The organism is Geomonas diazotrophica, assembly GCF_019063885.1.
GTDB lineage: Bacteria > Desulfobacterota > Desulfuromonadia > Geobacterales > Geobacteraceae > Geomonas > Geomonas diazotrophica.
This window is the reverse complement of the sequence record NZ_CP077684.1, coordinates 1,998,912-2,018,058: the sequence shown is the minus strand read 5'-3', so window position 1 is coordinate 2,018,058 and position 19,147 is coordinate 1,998,912. Positions and strand designations below refer to the sequence as shown.

Annotated in this window: 17 protein-coding genes; 5 read left to right on the top strand and 12 right to left on the bottom strand. The window is 58.8% G+C overall.

Annotation, left to right across the window (positions count from 1 at the left end):
- Position 1: 1 nt before the first annotated feature.
- Entirely contained in the window at positions 2-859 is an 858-nt protein-coding gene (locus KP003_RS08820; protein WP_216791615.1) for a radical SAM protein, read from the bottom strand.
- A 505-nt stretch (positions 860-1,364) separates the two neighbouring features.
- On the opposite strand from KP003_RS08820, the gene draG reads away from it, so the two are divergent.
- Positions 1,365-2,285 carry an ADP-ribosyl-[dinitrogen reductase] hydrolase gene (draG, locus tag KP003_RS08815; RefSeq protein WP_216499285.1) on the top strand — a complete coding sequence of 307 codons (921 nt, stop codon included), beginning with the start codon at positions 1,365-1,367 and terminating at the stop codon, positions 2,283-2,285.
- Positions 2,286-2,713: 428 nt separating this feature from the next.
- On the opposite strand, the gene KP003_RS08810 is transcribed toward draG, so the two are convergent.
- From KP003_RS08810 to nifH, 8 genes are all read right to left on the bottom strand, one after another.
- Positions 2,714-3,505, bottom strand: coding sequence for an NAD(+)--dinitrogen-reductase ADP-D-ribosyltransferase (locus KP003_RS08810; RefSeq protein WP_216499287.1), 792 nt, complete (start codon positions 3,503-3,505; stop codon positions 2,714-2,716).
- Positions 3,506-3,570: 65 nt separating this feature from the next.
- Positions 3,571-3,900: a NifB/NifX family molybdenum-iron cluster-binding protein gene (locus KP003_RS08805; protein ID WP_216499288.1), complete on the bottom strand. Its 330-nt coding sequence runs from the start codon at positions 3,898-3,900 to the stop codon at positions 3,571-3,573.
- 104 nt (positions 3,901-4,004) lie between these two features.
- Complete coding sequence (gene fdxB / locus KP003_RS08800) at positions 4,005-4,268, bottom strand: ferredoxin III, nif-specific (RefSeq protein WP_216499290.1); 264 nt, start codon at positions 4,266-4,268, stop codon at positions 4,005-4,007.
- A gap of 117 nt (positions 4,269-4,385) precedes the next feature.
- Positions 4,386-4,775 carry a nitrogen fixation protein NifX gene (gene nifX / locus KP003_RS08795; protein ID WP_216791613.1) on the bottom strand — a complete coding sequence of 130 codons (390 nt, stop codon included), beginning with the start codon at positions 4,773-4,775 and terminating at the stop codon, positions 4,386-4,388.
- A 170-nt stretch (positions 4,776-4,945) separates the two neighbouring features.
- Positions 4,946-7,702, bottom strand: coding sequence for a bifunctional nitrogenase iron-molybdenum cofactor biosynthesis protein NifEN (locus KP003_RS08790; protein ID WP_216791611.1), 2,757 nt, complete (start codon positions 7,700-7,702; stop codon positions 4,946-4,948).
- 134 nt (positions 7,703-7,836) lie between these two features.
- Positions 7,837-9,300 (bottom strand): nitrogenase molybdenum-iron protein subunit beta, encoded by a 1,464-nt coding sequence (gene nifK / locus KP003_RS08785; RefSeq protein WP_216499293.1) that lies wholly within the window; start codon positions 9,298-9,300, stop codon positions 7,837-7,839.
- 143 nt (positions 9,301-9,443) lie between these two features.
- Positions 9,444-10,886 carry a nitrogenase molybdenum-iron protein alpha chain gene (gene nifD, locus KP003_RS08780; protein ID WP_216499295.1) on the bottom strand — a complete coding sequence of 481 codons (1,443 nt, stop codon included), beginning with the start codon at positions 10,884-10,886 and terminating at the stop codon, positions 9,444-9,446.
- A 48-nt stretch (positions 10,887-10,934) separates the two neighbouring features.
- Entirely contained in the window at positions 10,935-11,804 is an 870-nt protein-coding gene (gene nifH / locus KP003_RS08775) for a nitrogenase iron protein (RefSeq protein WP_216499296.1), read from the bottom strand.
- Positions 11,805-11,858: 54 nt separating this feature from the next.
- On the opposite strand from nifH, the gene KP003_RS08770 reads away from it, so the two are divergent.
- On the top strand, positions 11,859-12,164 hold the full coding sequence (locus KP003_RS08770; protein WP_216791609.1) for a hypothetical protein: 306 nt from the start codon (positions 11,859-11,861) through the stop codon (positions 12,162-12,164).
- A gap of 52 nt (positions 12,165-12,216) precedes the next feature.
- Here the strand turns inward: KP003_RS08770 and nifV are convergent, their stop codons facing one another.
- Positions 12,217-13,359: a homocitrate synthase gene (gene nifV / locus KP003_RS08765; protein WP_216499297.1), complete on the bottom strand. Its 1,143-nt coding sequence runs from the start codon at positions 13,357-13,359 to the stop codon at positions 12,217-12,219.
- 424 nt (positions 13,360-13,783) lie between these two features.
- On the opposite strand from nifV, the gene KP003_RS08760 reads away from it, so the two are divergent.
- The 3 genes from KP003_RS08760 to KP003_RS21295 all read left to right on the top strand — a co-directional run bounded on the left by KP003_RS08760 (position 13,784) and on the right by KP003_RS21295 (position 17,062).
- Positions 13,784-14,722: a hypothetical protein gene (locus KP003_RS08760; RefSeq protein WP_216499298.1), complete on the top strand. Its 939-nt coding sequence runs from the start codon at positions 13,784-13,786 to the stop codon at positions 14,720-14,722.
- Between the two features lie 303 nt (positions 14,723-15,025).
- Positions 15,026-16,525: a HAMP domain-containing methyl-accepting chemotaxis protein gene (locus KP003_RS21725; protein ID WP_216791608.1), complete on the top strand. Its 1,500-nt coding sequence runs from the start codon at positions 15,026-15,028 to the stop codon at positions 16,523-16,525.
- A 153-nt stretch (positions 16,526-16,678) separates the two neighbouring features.
- Positions 16,679-17,062, top strand: coding sequence for a hypothetical protein (locus tag KP003_RS21295; RefSeq protein WP_239027641.1), 384 nt, complete (start codon positions 16,679-16,681; stop codon positions 17,060-17,062).
- An 81-nt stretch (positions 17,063-17,143) separates the two neighbouring features.
- Here KP003_RS21295 and KP003_RS08745 read toward each other — a convergent pair whose 3' ends face one another.
- Together KP003_RS08745 and KP003_RS08740 are read right to left on the bottom strand one after the other, a co-directional pair.
- Entirely contained in the window at positions 17,144-17,902 is a 759-nt protein-coding gene (locus KP003_RS08745) for a DUF1499 domain-containing protein (protein ID WP_216791606.1), read from the bottom strand.
- 111 nt (positions 17,903-18,013) lie between these two features.
- Complete coding sequence (locus KP003_RS08740; protein ID WP_216791604.1) at positions 18,014-19,015, bottom strand: methyltransferase; 1,002 nt, start codon at positions 19,013-19,015, stop codon at positions 18,014-18,016.
- Positions 19,016-19,147 lie beyond the last annotated feature (132 nt).

Here is a 19,147-nt window from a genome sequence, read left to right as displayed (position 1 = left end):
ATCAATCTGCCGTTGCCACTGCCAATTGCAGATTCTCGCCGATCAGTCCTACCGCGTCGGCACGGCACTGCTTGCAATGCTTGAACTGTCCTATGGTTTTCTCGTTGTCGCTGCGCAGCGCGTCCAAACGCTCCGCGGAAGGCGGCTCTATGTGTGCAAAATCCGCCTGCGGTATCAGCGGCATGATGTTCATCACGAAGGCCCCAAGTTCCTTGACCTGCTTGGATATGAGCGGTATCTGCGAGTCGTTGACCCCGGGGATCAGTACGGTGTTGATCTTTATGGTCATGCCCAGTTCCGCCGCTTGGCGTATCCCCTCGAGCTGGTTGTGAACCAGGATCTCCCCGGCCTCCTTGCCGCTGTAGGTCGTACCCCGGTAGTGGACGTAGGAGTAGATCCTGCCGCCAATCTCCGGGTCCAGCGTGTTGAGGGTGACGGTAAGGCTGTGCAGCCCCAGCGCCTTCAGGACGGGCATCTTGTCAGGCAGCAAAAGCCCGTTGGTGCTCATACACTTGATAAGGTCGGGGAACTCTCGGTCCACCAGCCGGAAGGTCTCGAAGGTCTCCTCGTTGAAGAGGGGATCGCCTGGGCCCGCGATGCCGATTACCTTGATGATCGGGCCGGTCACCGGGCTCGCCATAACCTCCCGCACCCTGACGATCGCCTCCTCGGGTGAAAGCAGTCGGCTGGTCACGCCGGGGCGGGACTCGTTGGCGCAATCGTGGCGCCTGGTGCAGTAGCCGCACTTGATGTTGCACTTCGGCGCCACCGCCAGGTGCATCCTGCCGTTTTTGTGATGGTTGCCGCCGAAGCAGGGATGTCCCTGAATCTTCTTCATCTTTTCGCACGAGGTTGCCATGTCATCCTCCTTGATCCTTTCAGGCGGGCCTGAAAACGAAAATGCCCGGTCGGATATCTCTATCCGCCGGGCATCGTTGCCGTCGCTTGTATTAGATACATCGTTGTACCTTTGCCTCCATATGAGCATTTAGCGTGCCATTGGTTACGCGCCGTGCTGTCTACAGTGTTCTCCAGCTCCAATGGCTGATAATGGCATGGGTGAAGGACCGGAAGAAAAAGTATGAAGAATAGATGCTTTAGCTGCAGCATTCAGGTTGAATGGGGCATGTGTACCCATCGCCGTGGTTTTGTTTGAAGGACTGACGCCCCACCTGCTCTCTTCCAATTCTTCCCAGCCTCCAGCCACCTGTGCCCGACTATTTTTTGGGCATTGCCTAAGGTCGCGGCAGCAACCCCTCCTCTCACTCTGGCGCCTGACACCGCGAAAGCATGCGAAGAAAGGGGCTCAGCAACATTCAGCGAACCGCCCGGTACAACGGATTGGTTATTGCACAGTTATGCCCATGACCACTTCTTCCGCACATAGCGACCTTATCAGTCGGGCCCGGGGCGCCTTCCTCGGGTTGGCGGTTGGTGATGCGCTGGGAGCTCCGGTAGAGTTCATGACTCGTGGGGAGATCAGGGACAAGTACGGGGTCCTGAAGGAGATGGTGGGAGGCGGTTGGCTCAGGTTGAAGCCCGGGCAGGTGACAGACGATACCGAGATGTCCTTGTGTCTGGCGCGGGCAACCGTAAAGGAAGGAGCGTGGAGTCTGCAGGCGGCGGCTGATCACCTTGCCGGGTGGCTCAAATCGAAGCCTATCGATGTTGGTGACACGTGCCGGCGAGGCATAAGGAATTACATGTTGCGCGGGCTGCTGGAGACCCCTCCAAACGAGTGGGATGGCGGCAACGGCGCAGCTATGCGGACCCTGCCTGTCGCGCTCTGTGCCTTGGGAAATGACCAGCTACTGGAGCGTATTATCCTGCAACAAGCCCATCTTACACACAACCATCCTTACTCTGACGCGGCTTCGATATATCTTGGACGTTTGCTACATCTGGCGCTGACCGGGCGATCCTTGCTTCAACTGCGGCGGCAAGCCGATGAGCTCATCTCCGCGCATCCCTCGTTTTCTTTCGAACCATACAAAGGCTTGGCATCCGGTTACGTAGTAGACACCATGCAGACCGTATTCCACTGCTTCTTCAAGTCCCGTTCTTTTGAAGCGTGTATCGTGGAAACCGTCAACCAGGGAGGCGATGCGGACACGACCGGAGCCATAGCAGGAGCCATAGCAGGAGCCTATTATGGAGAAGAGGCAATCCCGTCCCGGTGGAAAAAGAAGCTGGCCAAGGAGTTGGTTGTCGAAATTTATGATCTTGCCGAACAACTGGTGTGCATGTCGCCCTTGTTGAAGTCTGTGGCAGGCGATGATCGGTGACCGCAATAGACGAGTCGTTGAATGCGGTTGATGACTCGTTTACCGCGCTCGGTGACTCGTCTATCGCGTTCGGTGACTCGCCTATCGCGTTCGACAACTCGTTTACCGCATTCGATGACTCGTCTACCCCGTTCGATGACTCGCCTACCCCGTTCGATGACTCGTCTATCGCGTTTGATGACTCGCCTATCGCGTCCGGTGACTCGTTTACCCCGTCCGGTGACTCGTCTATCGCGTTCGACGACTCGTCTATCGCGTTTGATGACTCGTCTATCGCGTTTGATGACTCGCCTATCGCGTCCGGTGACTCGTCTATCGCGTTCGACGACTCGTCTATCGCGGTTGATGACTCATCTATCGCGATTGATGACTCGTTTATTGCGGTTGACGAATCATTTACCGCGTTCGACGAGTTCTCGCCCCCCTGTCTAAACCGTGCACATGAGCCGCTTGACGCGGTACTCACCGCCGATTACGAGACACTCCCCCTCCCCCTTCAGTATTGAGTTCGGTAGCAGCTCGCTGTAGAAGAATACCTTCGCCAGCGGGACCTGTACCTGCCACACGACGAAACCGAACTCCCAGGCGCGCTCCTCGTCGGTGGTGAAGGAGTTGAGGTTGTTAAGGCGAACCATCTCTTCTCGTTTTGAAATCGTCTCCAGGACATCGTATTCGGAACGGTCGAAGGTGCCGCGATACAAGGTGAGATGCTTGCGGTCGGGGTACCTCTTGGCAAGCTCGTACTGGGAGTATTCGTAGAGGAGGTCGAGTTGGGAATTGATGGCCGAGGTGCGCGCGCTCCCCTTAGTGCGGTCGACCGCATACTGCAGGTAATTCTCGTCGTGTATCCCTGCGATGCGCACGTTGTGGAAGGTCGGGGGCAGCCCCATCCTGCTCTCCACCCACCCTTTCAGTACCGCGCCTTCCACTGAGTTGGAATCCATCATCCATCCCCTGAGAAAGCGCAGGTAGCTGTTTTTCAGACTTTTGCGCGCCGTTGCGGTCTCCTGCTGCCACTGGTGCAACTGGAATTTCACCGACATGTAATCGTTGAAGACCGAGGCGCGTTCCTCGTGCGTTTCGATGCCCGCCAGCTTGTCGAAGAAAAAGCGGTTAACAGCGCGCACCCCCTGGATTTCCAAGGGCTGCGGGTTGTCGTTGAAATGGCGGGAGGCGATGACCCAAGGGGGGAGGTTGCAGTGGTTGAATGAATTCTCCATTGAATCACCACTAAATCAGATTGAGATTAAGACTCAGATTGAGAGAGAAAAAGCACGACCAGCATCTACAGCACCTTGGCGAGATCCTTCAGGATGGGCTCGATCTCGCCTTCGACTACATACGGTTCTACCCCCAGACGGTCGAGTTCTATCCTCGGAGCTTCCCCGATCATCGAACAGACCACAGCACGGCAGCCTATGAGGGCGTCGGCGGTGTCTTTGAGCGTATGGGCGCGCAGCGGATGGTCCGGATCGAAACGGCAGTATTTCTCCACAGGCCGCTCCTCCAGGAAGGTCACCTCATCGTCCTCCACCCGGTAGATAAGAAAACGCTCGACGTGCCCGAAGTGCTGGTTGACCTCTTTGCCATCTTTGGATGCTACAGCGAAAAGCATGGTTAACCTCCATCAAAATCCCCCCCTCCCTTTGTGGGAGGGGGGAGTCCGCGCGCAATTTCCGATATCCGGGGAACGAACCAAGGGAAAGGGAGGGACGGTTCTTACGCCTCTATCGGGGCAAAGCTGAAGCACTTCTTGGAGCAGGTCCGGCCGCAGGCACCGCAGCCGATACAGTTGCCGGGATTCTCCACTTTCATAAACATCTTCGCCGAATCGTCCTCGTCCACCTCTTCAAAGCTCAGCACGTCGTGAGCACAGACCTTGTAGCAGCGGCCGCAGCCTATGCAGGTCTCGTCATCAATGGCGACGATGAATTCGGGGGTCCACTCTTTCTTGCTCTTGGTCAAGCCTGTGATGTAAGCCATGGTGATTCTCCTTTTGTTATGTAGTTGTCAGTCGACAGTTAATGCACTGGATGAATATTTCGCGCGCTTCGCCGGCCTGGCCTCCTCCCCCGAGGTTGAGAGTTAAGGAGGGGGAGACTAGTCCTCGTCAAGGAACGAGCTCACGTTGTCCTTGTTCATCGCCTTACGCAGCCACGGCGGCGGGTTGCCCCGCAGCACCTCCTGCATCTTCTCGATGGACTCCTTCAGCCCCACCTCGACGTTGGTCTTCATCGGGTGGATCCGCTTGGCCACCAGCTTTGCCGCAGCCGGCCCGCCGATCTGCATGGTATAGACGATGGCGCACTCGGAGAGAAGGTTCGCTCGCGCGGCGATGCGGTCCTCCTCGTCACTGCCATGCTCGCCGACGGAGAGGGTCTGGACGTAATGTGCCTCATCCGGCCCCACCTCCCAGATGTGGAACGAGTCCGCCTGGCCGAAGTGCATATCGATGGTGTCGCCTGTCCTGCTGGTAAAAGCGATCTTCATAGCTCGGTCTCCTTAAATCTAGATTGATATTAAGATAAAGATTAAGTAAAACCGATCTCTCTTAATCTTAATCTTTGTCTTAATCTGCCTCATAAATGTAGATTGCGATTAAGATAACGATTAAGTAGAACAGATCTCCCTTAGTCTTAATCTTTGACTTAATCTGCCTCCTAGTTGTGCGCCAGTTTCTGCGCTTCCTTGGCGTTGGCCTGGAAGATGTTGGCCAGCTCGAATATCAGGTTGAGCGTCCCTTGGTAGCCGACCCACATCTTGTGGTGCGCGCCGAGCCGGTCGAACACCGGCATGCCGGTGCGCAGGTGTGCGCCGATGCCCAGTTTCTTCGCGGCCTGGCGCCCGTTGGAATTGGCCACCAGCAGATCCGCCCCCGCCGCCGTCTGCTCGAGGTCTTCGAGATCCCCGACGAAGAGATTCTCGACCGGCAACAAGTCAAGTCCTCGGGTCCTGGTTGCCGCGATGGCGACGTGGATTTCGCAGCCGAGACTGGCGAGGAACGCGGTCATCCCCTTCAGGTGATCGGCCTCAAGGGCCAGCGCGACCTTTTTCTGCCCGAACTGATAGTGGCAATCGACCATGGCATCCATGAGGCGGCTTCTCCAACGTCTGAACTTCTCCGGCGTCGGCCGTCCGGATACCGCCGAGAGCGTGGTCATCAACAGATCGGACTCGACGAGGCCTGTTATCGACATGAATCCGTAACTGGGGATGCCGAACCTCTCTCCGAGGATGCCGGCGGCGTCGGCCAGCGAATCGCCGAAGTACAGGGTGGCCACACTGCTGCCCGCCGCCTTGATCCTCTCGACGCTGACCCCTCCAATGGATAAGGCCGAAACAGTGGCATCGATATGGCCATCCAGTGCGTTGGAGATGTCGGGAACCACCAGCGGATCGAGATCGAATGCACGGCATATTTCCGAGATTTCTTCCACCTCCGCAGGAGTTAGATGGCACCCTGGCAGGATATTTACCTGTGTAGGTATTGCGATACCGCCTTGCGGAACGGTGGCAACGATCGCTTCTACCGCCGCGGCATATCCCTCCTGCATCGAGCCACAGTAATCCGGGGTGGACGCGTGAATCACGGGAATATCGGAATGCTCGGGGTGCGCTTCACGAAACTGCACGATGGCGCTTCTGACGTCGTCCCCCATGGTTTCGGTCAGGCCGGTGGTCATCACCCCTACCACGGCCGGCTTGAATTTCTCCATGACCCGGTTCAGGCCTGCCTTCACATTCTCCCAGCCGCCGAAGATGGCGGCGTCCTCGCTCATGCTGGTCGAGTTGAGCGCGATGGATTCCTTGAAATGCCGCGAAAGCTGCAACCGGATGAAGGTGGAGCATCCCTGCGCTCCGTGCAAAAGCCCGAGCATCCCGTCGATGCCGAGGTACGCCAGCGTAGCCCCTAGCGCCGGGGAGTTCTTCTGCGGGTTCACGGTCGCGTTTTTGGTCGGCACTTTGACCCGCGATTCCTTCATGTCCATGGCGGCCAGGCGGGCCGCGTGTCCCGTAGTGAGGGCAAGGTCCGCTTCCAACGCTGCAGCATCCTTCTCCCAGGGCGCCTTGCCGTTGAGAGCCGGCCAGATCGGGTTGTTCACCGTCAAATCAAGCTGTTTGGCGAAGGTGACCATGCCGGCGTATCCGGCGTAGGGATGCGAGCGGCCGTGGTTGATGTCCAAAAACGGGGTCTTGGTCTTCAACGCCAGGTACTTGGTCTTGCCTCCCGCCACGATCAGGTCGGGGAGCTTGTCGTACATCACGGAGAGAAGACCGGCGGTGCTGGTGTCGGTGATGATGGAGGCATCCTCGTGCATCAAAGCCTTCATACGGTAGAAGTCTTCCAGGGTGGAATTCTGGGTGCCGGCGGCGAGGATCTCGACTCCCAGCTCGGCCAAGGCATTGACCATGGACCAGGTCTTCACTCCGCCGGTAAAGAGCACCGCCCTCTTCCCTTCCAATCGGGCGCGGTAGGGAGCAAGTTCGGCGCGGCAGGCCGATTCGCTTTCCTCTATCAGTCGCTCTACCCGGTCCTGCATCACACTTTTTTCCAGGCCGCTGACCCGGGCATCCAGCTCTCGCGCTATGTCACGCAAGGCCTTGGCCACGTCGGTCATACCGTAGAAGGATTCCTCGAGGTATGGGATGCCATAGTTCTTCTGCATCTTCTTGGCGAGGTTGGTGAGGCTCTTGGAGCAGACGATGATGTTCAACTTGGCGCGGTGCGCGTAACGGAGGTCCTCGAACTTCGAGTCGCCGCTGATGCAGGAGAGAACCCGGATGCCAAGCTGATCGAAGAGCGGCAGCATCCCCCAAAGATCCCCGGCAATGTTGTACTCGCCGATCAGGTTGATGTCGTAGTCCGTGGTGTACTCGGGCTCGGCGGTCCCGATCACGTATTTGAAGAGGGTCTCGCCCGCCAGGCGGTTGCCGATGTTCTTGTCACCGATGAAACCCGGCGTATTTACCGGGATGACCGGGACGCTAACCTTGTCAGCGGCGGCCTTGCAGACGGTCTCGATATCGTCGCCGGTCATGGAGGTTACGCAGGTGGCGTAGACGAAGATCGCTTTCGCCTCCGGGTAGCGCCCGGCCAGTTCCTGGATGGCGCGGTACAGCTTTTTCTCGCCACCGAAGATCACGTCGTTTTGCAGCATCTCCGTGGTGAAGCCGCGGCGGTAGATCTGGGAGTCCGAGGAGCGGGCCCCGCGGTTGTCCCAGGAGTTCCCGGCGCAGGCGATAGGGCCGTGCACCAGGTGGATGACGTCTGTTATGGGCATGAGGACCACGCGCGCGCCGTCATAGGCGCAGCTTCGTTCGGTCCCCTCGCCCGGTTCGGATTTCTTGCAGAACTTGGGAGCCCCGGCGTCGTGTGTGTCGCAATCTGTCGTGTCGTACCAATCCGGCTTCGCCATTGGAGCCTCCTTTAGAAGCGGTAAAAGCAGGGGCTAGGGACTGGGGACTAGGGGCTAGTTAAGTCAAACCCCGTCAGGCGGCTGGCAGAGCTGGCCGCCTGTTGCCAGCCCCTAGCCCCTAGTCCCTGGTTTTGTTATCTCATCATCTCGAAGTGACGGTCATCGCAGGTCTCGTCACGGACTTCGATGAATTTGTTGCAGATGGTGGTCAGCATGTTGATGGCGCCCTGGTAGCCGATCAAGGGAGCACGGTGCAGGTTGACACGGTCGAAGACCGGGAAGCCGAACCGGAACAGCGGGATCTTGGCGTCGCGTGCGGCGAACTTGCCGTGGGTGTCGCCGATCATGGCGTCCACCGGGTCGGTCATCAGCAGGCTTCTCATGTGCCAGAGATCCTTGCCCATGTAGATCTTGCACCCCTTGCCGTCCGGGGACGCGTCCAGTAGCGCCTGAATCTCTTTCTCAACCTTCTTGGTGCCCTTGCTGCAGAGGATGTGGTGCGGTCTGGCGCCCATCTCCAGCAGGAAGGAGACGTAGCCCAACAGGTAATCCGGGTCGCCGTAGAGGGCGAACTTCTTGCCGTGGATGTACTGGTGCGCGTCGGTCATGGCATCGACGGCGTTGCCGCGCTCGGCCTTCAACGACTCCGGCACCGGCTTGCCGAACAGCACGGACAGCTTCAGCAGCAGGGCATCGGTCTTGGCGATGCCGAACGGTGTCGGCAGGGATGCGTGGATGCCGGAGTAGTTGTCCTTGATCCAGCTGAAGGTCTTGGAGCTGGCGAAGGGGGCTACGGTCAGAGTCGCCTTGCCGTTGATGGAATCCGCCGCGTCCTCCAGCTTGGTACCTCCCGGATATGGACGGTAGGTGCCGTCCAGGGGCGAATCGAAGGTCTCGGAAATATCGGCGAGCAGCGTGTAGGGGATGCCGAATTCCTTGAGGATCCTCTTGTACTCGCGGTAGTTGCCGGTGTTGCAGTCAAAGCCCGGGATCAGGTTCAGCTTCCCGGTGCAGCGCCCCTCGACTTTCCTGTCTTCGGTCAGCGTCTGCAGGATGGAGAGCAGCATCGAGTCGTAGCCGTGAACGTGCGAGCCGTTGAAGCTCGGGGTGTTGGCGTAGGGGAGCGGGTAGTCCTGCGGCACGATCCCCTTGTTCCTCGCGTTCTTGATGAACGCGGTCAGGTCGTCGCCGATGACCTCCGGCATGCAGGAGGTGAAGATCGCCATCATCTTGGGCTTGTAGATGGTGTAGGCGTTCTCCAGTGCCTCGTGCAGGTTGTTCTGTCCCCCGAACACCGCGCCGTCCTCGGTCATGGAGTCGGACACCGCCGGAGCCGGCTCGCGGAAGTGGCGGTTGAAGGTGGAGCGGTAGTACGAGGCGCACCCTTGCGAGCCGTGCACGAAGGGGAGCGTCCCCTCGAAGCCGTGCGCGGCGAGCTCTGCACCCAGCGGCTGGCAGGCGTGCGGCGGGTTGATAACCAGTGCCTGGCGGGCGAAGTTCTTTTCCTTGTACTCCTCGGTATTGATCCACGCGGAAACCCGGTTCACTTCCTCTTCGGGTATCTCGGTGACGTATTTCACGGCAGCTTCTGCAGTCATGGTTATGCTCCTTTAGGCCGGCGACCAATCCGTCGCACGGCGGTAAGTCAGATTGATTAGGATTGAGATAAAGAAGTCATAAACAGGCCGGTTCTACTGTTTCTCTGTCTTTACTTACTCTTTATCTTTGTCTTAATCTGCCTCTAAAACGGTGCCTTCACGAGCTTCCAGGTCGGGCTGTTGACGGCCATGTCGACGTCACGGGCGAAAATCGGGAAACCGTTGTAGGCGTGGTATGGGCCTGAGTAATCCCAGGAATGCATCTGGCGGAACGGGATGCCCATCTTCTGGAACAGGTACTTCTCTTTGATGCCGGAGCCGACCAGGTCGGGACGCAGCTCGTCTACAAACTGCTCCAGTTCGTGCTCGGAGGCGTCGTCGTAGATGACGGTGGCTTCCGGCATCTCCACCGAGGTTCTCTCGTAGTCGTCACCGTGGGCGAATTCGTAACCGGAACCGACCACCACCATCCCGAGGTCCGCGTAGGCGTTCACGGTGTGCCGGGGGCGCAGGCCGCCGACGTAGAGCATCACCTTCTTACCCTCCAGACGCGGACGGTACTCGTCGATCACCGCCTGCATGATCGGGTCGTACTTGGCGATGGCCGCCTCCACTTTCTCCTTGATGGTGTCGTCGAAGTACTCGGCGATCTTCCTCAGGCTTTCGCGGATCTTGGTTGGGCCGAAGAAGTTGAATTCGAGCCAAGGGATGCCGTATTTTTCTTCCATCACGCGGCACATGTAGTTCATGGAGCGGTAGCAGTGGATCAGGTTCAGCTTCACCTTGTGGGTCGCCGCGATCTTCTCCAGCTCGCCGTCGCCAGTCCAGACCGCCTTGACGTTGAGACCTATTTCCTCAAGCAGAGGTTTAACGCTCCAGACGTCGCCGCCGATGTTGTAGTCGCCGATGAGGGCGATGTCGTACGGGGATTCCGGCTCGGCGAACTCGCGGGTACCGATGATGTGGTCGCGGATGGTGTCGTTGGAGATGTGGTGCCCAAGCGACTGCGACACGCCGCGGAAACCCTCGCAGTTGCAGGGGATGACCGGGATCTGCAGCTCCTCGGAGGCGACCTTGGCTACCGAGTTGATGTCGTCGCCGATGAGGCCTACCGGGCACTCGGAGAGTACCGAGATTCCCTTGGCGAGCGGAAAGAGCTCGTGCGCCTCGTTTAGAAGCGTCTTCAGCTTCTTGTCGCCCCCATAGACGATGTCCTTTTCCTGGAAGTCGGAGGTGAACTGCATGGCGAACTGGCTGACGCCGTTCACTCCGGTGACGAGGTTGCGACGTGTGCCCCAGGAGTACCAGCCGCAGCCGACCGGACCGTGGGAGACGTGTACCATGTCGCGGATCGGCCCCCAGACCACCCCTTTGGCGCCTGCATAGGCGCAGCCGCGGGCGCTCATGATGCCGGGAACGGTCTTGCGGTTACTCTTGACGCAGGCCCCCTCCCCTTCGTTGGGAGCCAGGTGCGGCGCCCTCTTCTTCTTGGCCTTATCCGGATAAATCTCCATGGCGTGATCGATCATGGCCTGGGTAGATTCCTTGGTGATCCCTGCTACCTTCTTTACGGGTGCTTCAGACATATAAGGCTCCTTTTCAGGGACGGCTGCCGATTCCGCCCCTGCAGAAAATTAAACCGCTGCCGCCTCGGCCACGCCCACGATAGACTCGTCCTCGGCTTCCATGATGCCGAACTCCATCAGCAGTTCTTCCAGCTCCTCCATCTCCAGCGGAGTCGGGACTACCAGCATCTTGTTGTCGTAAATCTTCTGTGCCAGGGTGCGGTATTCCTGTGCCTGGGGGTGCTCAGGGGAGTACTCGATGACGGTCATCCTGCGCAACTCGGCGCGCTGCACCTGGTTGTCGCGGGGCACGAAGTGGATCATCTGGGTGCCGAGTTTGGCGGCGAGAGCCGAGATCAGTTCGAACTCCTTGTCCGTCTTCCTTGCGTTGCAGATGAGGCCGGCGAGGCGGACCTTGCCGGAAGAGGCGTACTTGAGGATACCCTTGGCGATGTTGTTGGCGGCGTACATTGCCATCATCTCGCCGGAGGTCACGATGTAGATCTCTTCCGCTTTCCCTTCACGGATCGGCATGGCGAAACCGCCGCAGACGACGTCGCCCAGGACGTCGTAGAAAACGAAGTCGAGGTCCTCGGTGTAGGCGCCGTTTTCCTCCAGGAAGTTGATGGCGGTGATGACGCCGCGCCCTGCACAGCCAACCCCAGGCTCCGGTCCGCCGGACTCGACGCATTTGACGTCGCCGTAGCCGACCTTCATGACGTCATCAAGCTCCAGGTCCTCAACGGTGCCGAGTTCGCGGACCAGATCCATGACGGTGGACTGGGCCTTGGCGTGCAGGATAAGACGGGTGGAGTCAGCCTTGGGGTCGCAGCCGACAATCATGACTTTCTTGCCGAGAGATGCCAGGCCTGCCACCGTGTTCTGGGTGGTGGTGGATTTGCCGATGCCGCCTTTGCCGTAGATCGCGATCTGTCTCATGTTCCTTCTCCTTTTTTTGTGCCCCGCTGCCGCCGCCATGCTCGCGGTGACCGCTTGACCGACTTCGTCAGCCACTCTGACGAACCCGCCGGTCTCGTCCGCTCTCCTCAGATCCTGAGGCGGCGCGGGGCTCTTTTGGTTTTCGAGGCCCATTCCAATAAAAAAGGCGCTCCGTATTGCTACGGTGGCGCCCTTGCCTTCTTGCTCTGGTTGGAATACCTCGGTGTATCCCTTATTCGGTTTTATTCTCTTTTAGCAGTTACCGTGCCAAGCTGTAAGATGCCGCTTTTACTGGGATATATCGTTTACAAAACCTTCAAGTTTCAATTCGCCGAGCTTTTTGTCGAGGCATTTGCCTAACTATTGTGCAGCACCCGGAAGCTCGTTTGGCCGTTCGGGGGACAGCTCACTATCACGCGGCAAGCGAGACCGAACGGGCCTGGTGCAGCTTGAGCAGGTCTTTAGGGGCGAGCGGTCCCTTGATGCGCTGTGCGGTGCTCCGCACCAGCGCCATCAGTTCCTGCGCCTCGTCCCGGGAGATCGGGATGCCGATCTGGCGGTAGCTCTCAACGATCCCGTTGGTACCGGAGTGTTTGCCGGCCACGATGTGCCTGGTGAGCCCCACCTCTTCCGGCGGGAACAGCTCGTAGTTGCGCGGGTCCTTCAGCACCCCGTCCGCGTGCAGTCCCGATTCGTGGGAGAAGACCTTTTCCCCGACCACCGCCTTCCAGGCCGGCACCTCGCGGTTGGAAGCGCGCCCCACCAGCTTTGAGACCGCACGAAAGCGCCTGGTGTCGATGCCCACGTCGACGCCGCAAGCCACCTTGAGCGCCATGACCACCTCTTCCAGGGCGGCGTTGCCGGCGCGCTCCCCCAGACCGTTCACCGTGGTGCTGATGTAGCGGGCCCCGCCCCTCACCCCGGCGAGAGCGTTCGCGGTGGCGAGGCCCAGGTCGTTATGCGTGTGCACCTCGATCTCCAGTTCCGGAACCGCCGCGTTCAGATGCGCTACCTTCTCGTACATGGCGAAGGGGTCGAGGATGCCCAGGGTGTCGCAGAAGCGGAAACGGTCGGCGCCGTGGTCGCGCGCGGTCCGCATCAGATCGACCAGGAAGCGATCGTCGGCGCGGCTGGCATCCTCGCCGCCGACGCAGACGTACAGCCCCTTCCCCTTGGCAAAGCCCAGCGCGCGCTTGAGCTGTTCCTTCACCCAATCCCTGCTCTTGTTGATCTTGTGCTCGATCATGATGTCCGAGACGCTCAGCGAGATGTCCACTGCCTCGATGCCGCAGGAGATGCTCGCCTCGATGTCCGGAATCAGGGCGCGGTTCCAGGTGATGAGGCGCGCCGACAGGCCCAGGCTGACAAGGGCCCTGATCGAATCGCGCTCCTCCTCCCCCATGGCCGGGATGCCGCATTCCAGTTCGTGCACCCCCATGGCGTCCAAGTGTCTGGCGATGGCGATCTTCTCACGGGTACTGAAGACCACGCCTGCGGTCTGCTCGCCGTCGCGCAAAGTGGTGTCACCGATAAATACTTTCGTCTGCTCACCCATGTCGCCTCCCTCCGAAGCCAATGCTTCGTGTAAAAAGCGTAGCGGGCGCCTTTGCCCTGGAACTGCCTAAGTACAGACCGATCAGCAGGAGCTGTGCCAGGAGGAGCCGACGGTTGGTATACGAGAGGAGTCGAGCGCTCAAGCCACTGTAAAAACGCGGAAAAAAGTTGGTCGCGACGGAGGCGTCGTTCGGGTGGCGGCGGCAGGGACCAGGGGCAATCCAAAAAGCAGGCGCCTAAATTAACGGCAGTAGCCTGTTAGGGGGGCGGCAGGGGAAGATCGGCATCTCCTGTAGCAGGATGCCTGTCTCCCTACTTCTTCTTGATCTTTTTTCGTTGTTTATCATTAATCCAGATGGTATCCTGCTGCGGCTTCAATTCCGGATTCATATATCATTGCTGCAACTTGGACAAAGGAGGGAGAGATGATTAAGAAGTTGGCCAACGTGATAACCCTGGTGATGGCGCTGACGGCGTTGGCAGGATGTGGTGGAGGAGGCGGTGAAACGTCGGGCTACTCGGGGAAGACTGCTCCTACCGCCCTGACCGTGGGGAATGCGACCGTGATGTCACTGGATGTCGTCGACGGCCTCGACAGTGTCTCCGCTTTAGGGGGGATCGCCAAAAGGGCGGCCTCCTCGCCGGAAGACTCTATCAGGATCAGATCGCTCTCCGACGCCCTTGAAAAAAGTGTTGCCGCCATGGCACAGAAACCCGCCTTGGCCAAGACCGTCGCGGAAGCAACCAGTGGAACCCAATATGGCTACTCCGGCTCGTTTACCTACGCCGGCACGTTGGACACCACGACGGGCAAAATTGTGGCCACTTTCACCTACAATGCTTACCAGGCGAGCGCAGACTCGGTGATCATCTCGGGTAGCGTGTCTGTCAGCGGTACCGTCCTTGCGCTAAGAGGCGGCGGGGTGCAGCAGCTCAACATCGTCATTTCATCTCTGCAGATCGCAGAGCCAGGAGGACGTTACGGTTCTGACGCAGGGGTGCTGGTCACGGTAAAAGGCAGGATGAGCATCGTCAACGACGTTGACAAGACCATCACCTTGTCGATGGTCTTCACCGACGGGGCAAGCGGCAAGACCTACTGGTACAAGGATTTCAGCACGGTCGTCTCTTACAGCACCACAACCATCCAGGGGACCTTCTACCACCCTGACTATGGCTATGTCACCCTGACCACCCTCACTCCGCTTTCCAACGCCACCAACACCTACGGCGACCCCGTTTCCGGGCAACTGCTGTTCACCGGAGGGAACGGGTCGCAGGTGCGTCTCACCTACACCGGTACCGGCGTCGGCTATCTGCTTGAGCTCGACGCAACTGGAACAGGAATCTACACCGCGCTGTAAGCATCATCAGTCTGACTGTGGTAAAGGCTCTGAGGGGTGGCAAGCACTGCACCCCTCAATGCGTCTCCCCCCTCTTCCCTGCCGCGACACCCCGCTTGTTTCTGCAATGACATATTTTCCAATGGTTTATGTGGTTCCGCCACGTTACACCCGGCCGGTGCAACGGTGGTTGTCCGGCTCGCACGCCAGGTCGGCGTATTGCTGATTTTATTACTAAAGTACTGTCATACAAAACCGAAGAGACATGGGCAATCATCAAGTCACCTACGCCAAAAGGCGGAAAGGTGCAAAGGAGCTGCAGTCATGTCTATTTCGAAAAGGTTGTTCCTGATGTTGTTTGTCTCGGTCTTCGCGATGGTGGGACTCACCGTATTCAACGAGTTCCAATCGGAGCGTGTCTATAACGCGGCAAACTATGGAAACGTCAACAGTATCCCGAGCATCACGATCCTGAACAGGGCTTCGATCGCGATGCGCGACGTACAAACCGACACCTTGATCCACATTCTGAACACCGACGAGTCGAAAACGGCAGAGTTGGATCGGCTTATCCTGGAGGGGAGAGCAGAGGTGGACAAGGCGCTCAAAGAGTACGAGCAACTTCTTTCCGACGACAAGGACAAGCAGCTCCTGGCCGACGACTGCGCCGCCGTGGCCGAACTGTTCACTTTGGTGGACAAGGTCGTGGGCTTGTCCCGCGCCAACAAGAACAGTGACGCAAGGGATCTCTTCACCTCCAACAGGGCTGTCTGCTTCAAGGCGGACAGCGCCTTTGCGGCTCACCTGAAGTACAACCTCGCGCTGTCGGACAAAGGAAGCAAGGAAGCGGTTTCAATAAAGAAATCTGCGCTCGTATTGGCGGTGACGTCGACGCTGATCGTGGTGGCCATCGTCATCGCAGTGGCACTTTTCATTATCCGTTCCGTTCGGGCGGTGGTCTCCGAGGTGATGAGCGCTGCCGACAACGTCTCTTCCGGCAGCCAGCAGATGTCGCAAAGTGCCGAGGAACTCTCCCAGGGGGCCACCGAACAGGCGGCGGCCGCTGAAGAGGCATCATCATCGATGGAGCAGATGTCCGCAAATGTACGCCAAAACGCGGACAACGCTTTGCAAACGGAGAAAATCGCGTTGCAGACCGCTGCCGACGCGAAGGAGAGCGGTCAGGCGGTAGCCAAGACGGTTCAGGCCATGAGAGAAATCGCCGGAAAAATTTCCATAATAGAGGAGATCGCACGTCAGACCAACCTGCTGGCCCTGAATGCCGCGATCGAGGCGGCCCGTGCAGGCGAGCACGGCAAAGGTTTCGCGGTTGTGGCAAGCGAAGTGCGTAAGCTCGCGGAGCGTTCTCAGAAAGCTGCTGCGGAGATATCAAACCTGTCGCAGGGAAGCGTGGAAGTGGCAGACAAGGCTGGCGAGATGCTGACGCAGATGCTCCCCAACATCCAGAAAACCTCTGAGCTGGTGCAGGAGATTACCGCAGCCTGCAAGGAGCAGGACAGTGGCGTGTTGCAGATAAACCAAGCCATCCAGCAACTCGATCAGGTGATTCAGCAAAATGCTTCCGGTGCCGAGGAAATGGCCAGCACCGCCGAAGAGCTCGCCAGCCAGGCCGAACAGCTGCAAAGCGCCATATCCTTGCTTACTGCCGGCAACAAAGGGGGGAAAAGCGCCGCGCCCGTGCGCAGGCCTTCCAGGAATCCGGTTGTCAGAAAAGGGGGGACGAGACCGTCCTCCAGCAAGCTGACTTACTCAGGAGCGGTTTTGGACCTCGAAGAGCGTGACGAACGCTTCGAGAAGTATTAGCCCCCTTCCCTCTCCTCTGCAGGTGCGCCCAGGCAGCGGTGCCCGGGCGCACCCTCCTTTTTGGGCCACTATCGTTGTGCAGGCTTTCCAACGCTTGGCAGTACTGGAAAAAGCAGCGACTCTTGCTGGTATTCAAAAGGACCTGCATTGAACATGGCAGATCAAGTAAGAGAAGTTCTTATACAAACATCGCTTACTGTGATCCAAGTTACATCTAAATTAAAAGAATTACTCCAATCTGCCCTAACAGTGTGGATGCTTTCAGTTCTGATGGTTTGGCGGGTAACGTCATTGGCAGAAAAGGAGGACGTGATGGCTTCCAGAGACCGCAGCGGCGGCGCAAGGTTGGATTCGGCAGATTTCTGCGTACTGAAAGTGCAACTTTCCCGCAAGGGGGCATTTGCAGGCTCCTCTCCCCCCCAAATGCACTTCATGACGGTCGACAACCGCATGGAGACCCTCGATTTCGTTCAAAACAACCTGGACCTCTGTGCGAAGAACATCCTCAAGCTGGTCCGGGGCAAAGACAGCAAATAAAATCCCCGGGGGGCCTGCCCCCCGGGGATATGAAGATGACGGCGGCACGCTGCCGTGTCATGGAAGTACCTGCGCCCCGCCTCATCTGCGGGACGGCGCTATCTTGGCGAGGAACGCGCGCACCCGTTTCGCGTTGGTGCCGAGGTCGGAGATGCCGACCCGGGATACGGATCGTATGTCGAGCAGCGAGCGATCCCCGGCGGGGACGATCCGTACTGCGATGTCATCCTTAAACCCGAACCACCTCGTCGTGTCAGTCGCCTCTATGATCCCTTCCGCCGGACGCTCCGCCACGATATCCCACCCAAGATCCCTTGCAATCAACAGTGCCGTCTTGTAAGCCTCGTTCGCCGATAGCGCCAAAACGACTGTCTTCAGCTCCGGATAGGCCTTCATCTGCTGGGTGGCGACCTCTATCCCGCCGTATCTGACGCCGGCGCGGCGCTCGGTGCTGATAGCGACAAAACGGGGCGGGTTGTTGAGATCCGTGCTGATGTCGTGGATGCGCGGGTAGCTTTGGGCCTGAATCTTCCAGTACAAGGGGATTCCGAAGGATACAAGGGCAAGGAGAAGGGCGATCAGCGACACGAAAACCCCTTTGAAGTGTCTTCTTCTCACCGAGATGACGCCGGATGCCACAGCGACGACTGCGCATCCCAATCCGATGTAGCCTGCCGCCTTGATCATGGTGAAGCCGGTTCCGAAGTTCCAGACGTGAAGCCTTGCGCCGGGGCCGGAGGAAAAAAGAAGCAGGGCAGCGCAGACGGCGCAGGCAACAGCAAAAAGCGGCAGCACCATCGCGCTGCTTGGGAATGAACCTCTCTTCTCTGGCTGTTCCATACGGCCTCCCTTACTGGGTGATACCCTCCCCCTTCTCCTCCCCTTCAACCTCTCCTGGTGGAAACTGCATCGCCCGAAACAATCACACTACTGCGTAGCGACCTGTCTGCTTCAGGGCGCTATCCCGGCTATGACACCTGCGCCGTTGGGTAGCTCGATCGGGAGGCGGCGCACCTCGGTCGCCCCTGCCTTCTCGAGCATGTCGAACAGTTCGCCCTGGCTGTAGGACTGCCCTTCCGGCGTTCCCAGCAGCATGTTCAGCGAAAACAGTGCAGGGAAGACCGGCGCATCTCTTGTATCGTCGAGTATGAACTCCTGGATCAGGATCAAGCCCCCAGGCTCCAGGACCGACACGGTCTTCTTCAGCACCCTGGCACAGGCATCGTGGCCTATGCCGTGCAACACGTGGGACAGCCAGGCGACGTCGAATCCCTCCGGCAGGTCGTCCTGCTCGAAATCCGCGGCGACAAACCCGATGCGGTCGGACAAGTCGAAACGCGAGACGGTCTGTTCGGCGAAGGTCCTGGTGGTCGGGAGATCGCATATGACGGCATCGAGCTGAGGGTTTTGCCGGCAGAAGTGGATGGCGTAGGTGCCGGGGCCTCCTCCGAGGTCGAGCAGGCGCCGGCGTCCTTGCAGGTCGACCTGCGGAACGATCTTGGGCGCGATCATCATGGCGAGATTGAACATCCCCATCAGGAAGCTTTCGCGCGAGCTTTCCACGTCCTCATGGGAGACCCGCTCCCGGACCGGTTGCCCAGACTTGACCGCCTCGTCCAGCCGGCTCCAGCCGCCAACGAGGTGATGGTGGTGCATTATGATGTGTCCGAGGTAGTCGGGCGAGGTGCGGCTTAGAAACTTCACGGAAAATGCGGTAGCGGTGTAGTGGCGCCCCTGCTTGTCCAGAAGGCCCATGGCTGCAAGGGCGTCCAGCAGCATGGCGAGACCACGCGCATCCAACTCCAGAGTGCCGGCCAACTCTGCAGCGCTCATCGAGGCAGACGCAAGCGGCGTGAACAGGTTCAGTTTCACCCCGGCGTGCAGGGTGCAGGTGCTCCAGTAGCCCCCCGAGAGTTCCAGAAGCGTTGCCGGCGTCCATTCTTTCAATTTCACTATCCCCTCCTGAAAGGTATCCGGATCACAGACCGGACCCGCATGAAATACGGCGATACATCCGAAATCATTGAACGTGGCAAGTCTACCCGCCAGCGGGAGGACCGTCAAGCAGGCGTAAAGGCGCGTGCC

Coding starts and splice junctions, on each gene's coding strand:
- KP003_RS08810 (WP_216499287.1), bottom strand. CDS start 3,505: ATGGAGAATTCATTCAACCACTGCAACCTCCCCCCTTGGGTCATCGCC.
- nifK (WP_216499293.1), bottom strand. CDS start 9,300: ATGACTGCAGAAGCTGCCGTGAAATACGTCACCGAGATACCCGAAGAG.
- KP003_RS08760 (WP_216499298.1), top strand. CDS start 13,784: ATGATTAAGAAGTTGGCCAACGTGATAACCCTGGTGATGGCGCTGACG.
- KP003_RS08820 (WP_216791615.1), bottom strand. CDS start 859: ATGGCAACCTCGTGCGAAAAGATGAAGAAGATTCAGGGACATCCCTGC.
- KP003_RS21725 (WP_216791608.1), top strand. CDS start 15,026: ATGTCTATTTCGAAAAGGTTGTTCCTGATGTTGTTTGTCTCGGTCTTC.
- KP003_RS21295 (WP_239027641.1), top strand. CDS start 16,679: ATGGCAGATCAAGTAAGAGAAGTTCTTATACAAACATCGCTTACTGTG.
- KP003_RS08790 (WP_216791611.1), bottom strand. CDS start 7,702: ATGGCGAAGCCGGATTGGTACGACACGACAGATTGCGACACACACGAC.
- draG (WP_216499285.1), top strand. CDS start 1,365: ATGACCACTTCTTCCGCACATAGCGACCTTATCAGTCGGGCCCGGGGC.
- nifH (WP_216499296.1), bottom strand. CDS start 11,804: ATGAGACAGATCGCGATCTACGGCAAAGGCGGCATCGGCAAATCCACC.
- KP003_RS08805 (WP_216499288.1), bottom strand. CDS start 3,900: ATGCTTTTCGCTGTAGCATCCAAAGATGGCAAAGAGGTCAACCAGCAC.
- nifX (WP_216791613.1), bottom strand. CDS start 4,775: ATGAAGATCGCTTTTACCAGCAGGACAGGCGACACCATCGATATGCAC.
- fdxB (WP_216499290.1), bottom strand. CDS start 4,268: ATGGCTTACATCACAGGCTTGACCAAGAGCAAGAAAGAGTGGACCCCC.
- nifV (WP_216499297.1), bottom strand. CDS start 13,359: ATGGGTGAGCAGACGAAAGTATTTATCGGTGACACCACTTTGCGCGAC.
- KP003_RS08745 (WP_216791606.1), bottom strand. CDS start 17,902: ATGGAACAGCCAGAGAAGAGAGGTTCATTCCCAAGCAGCGCGATGGTG.
- nifD (WP_216499295.1), bottom strand. CDS start 10,886: ATGTCTGAAGCACCCGTAAAGAAGGTAGCAGGGATCACCAAGGAATCT.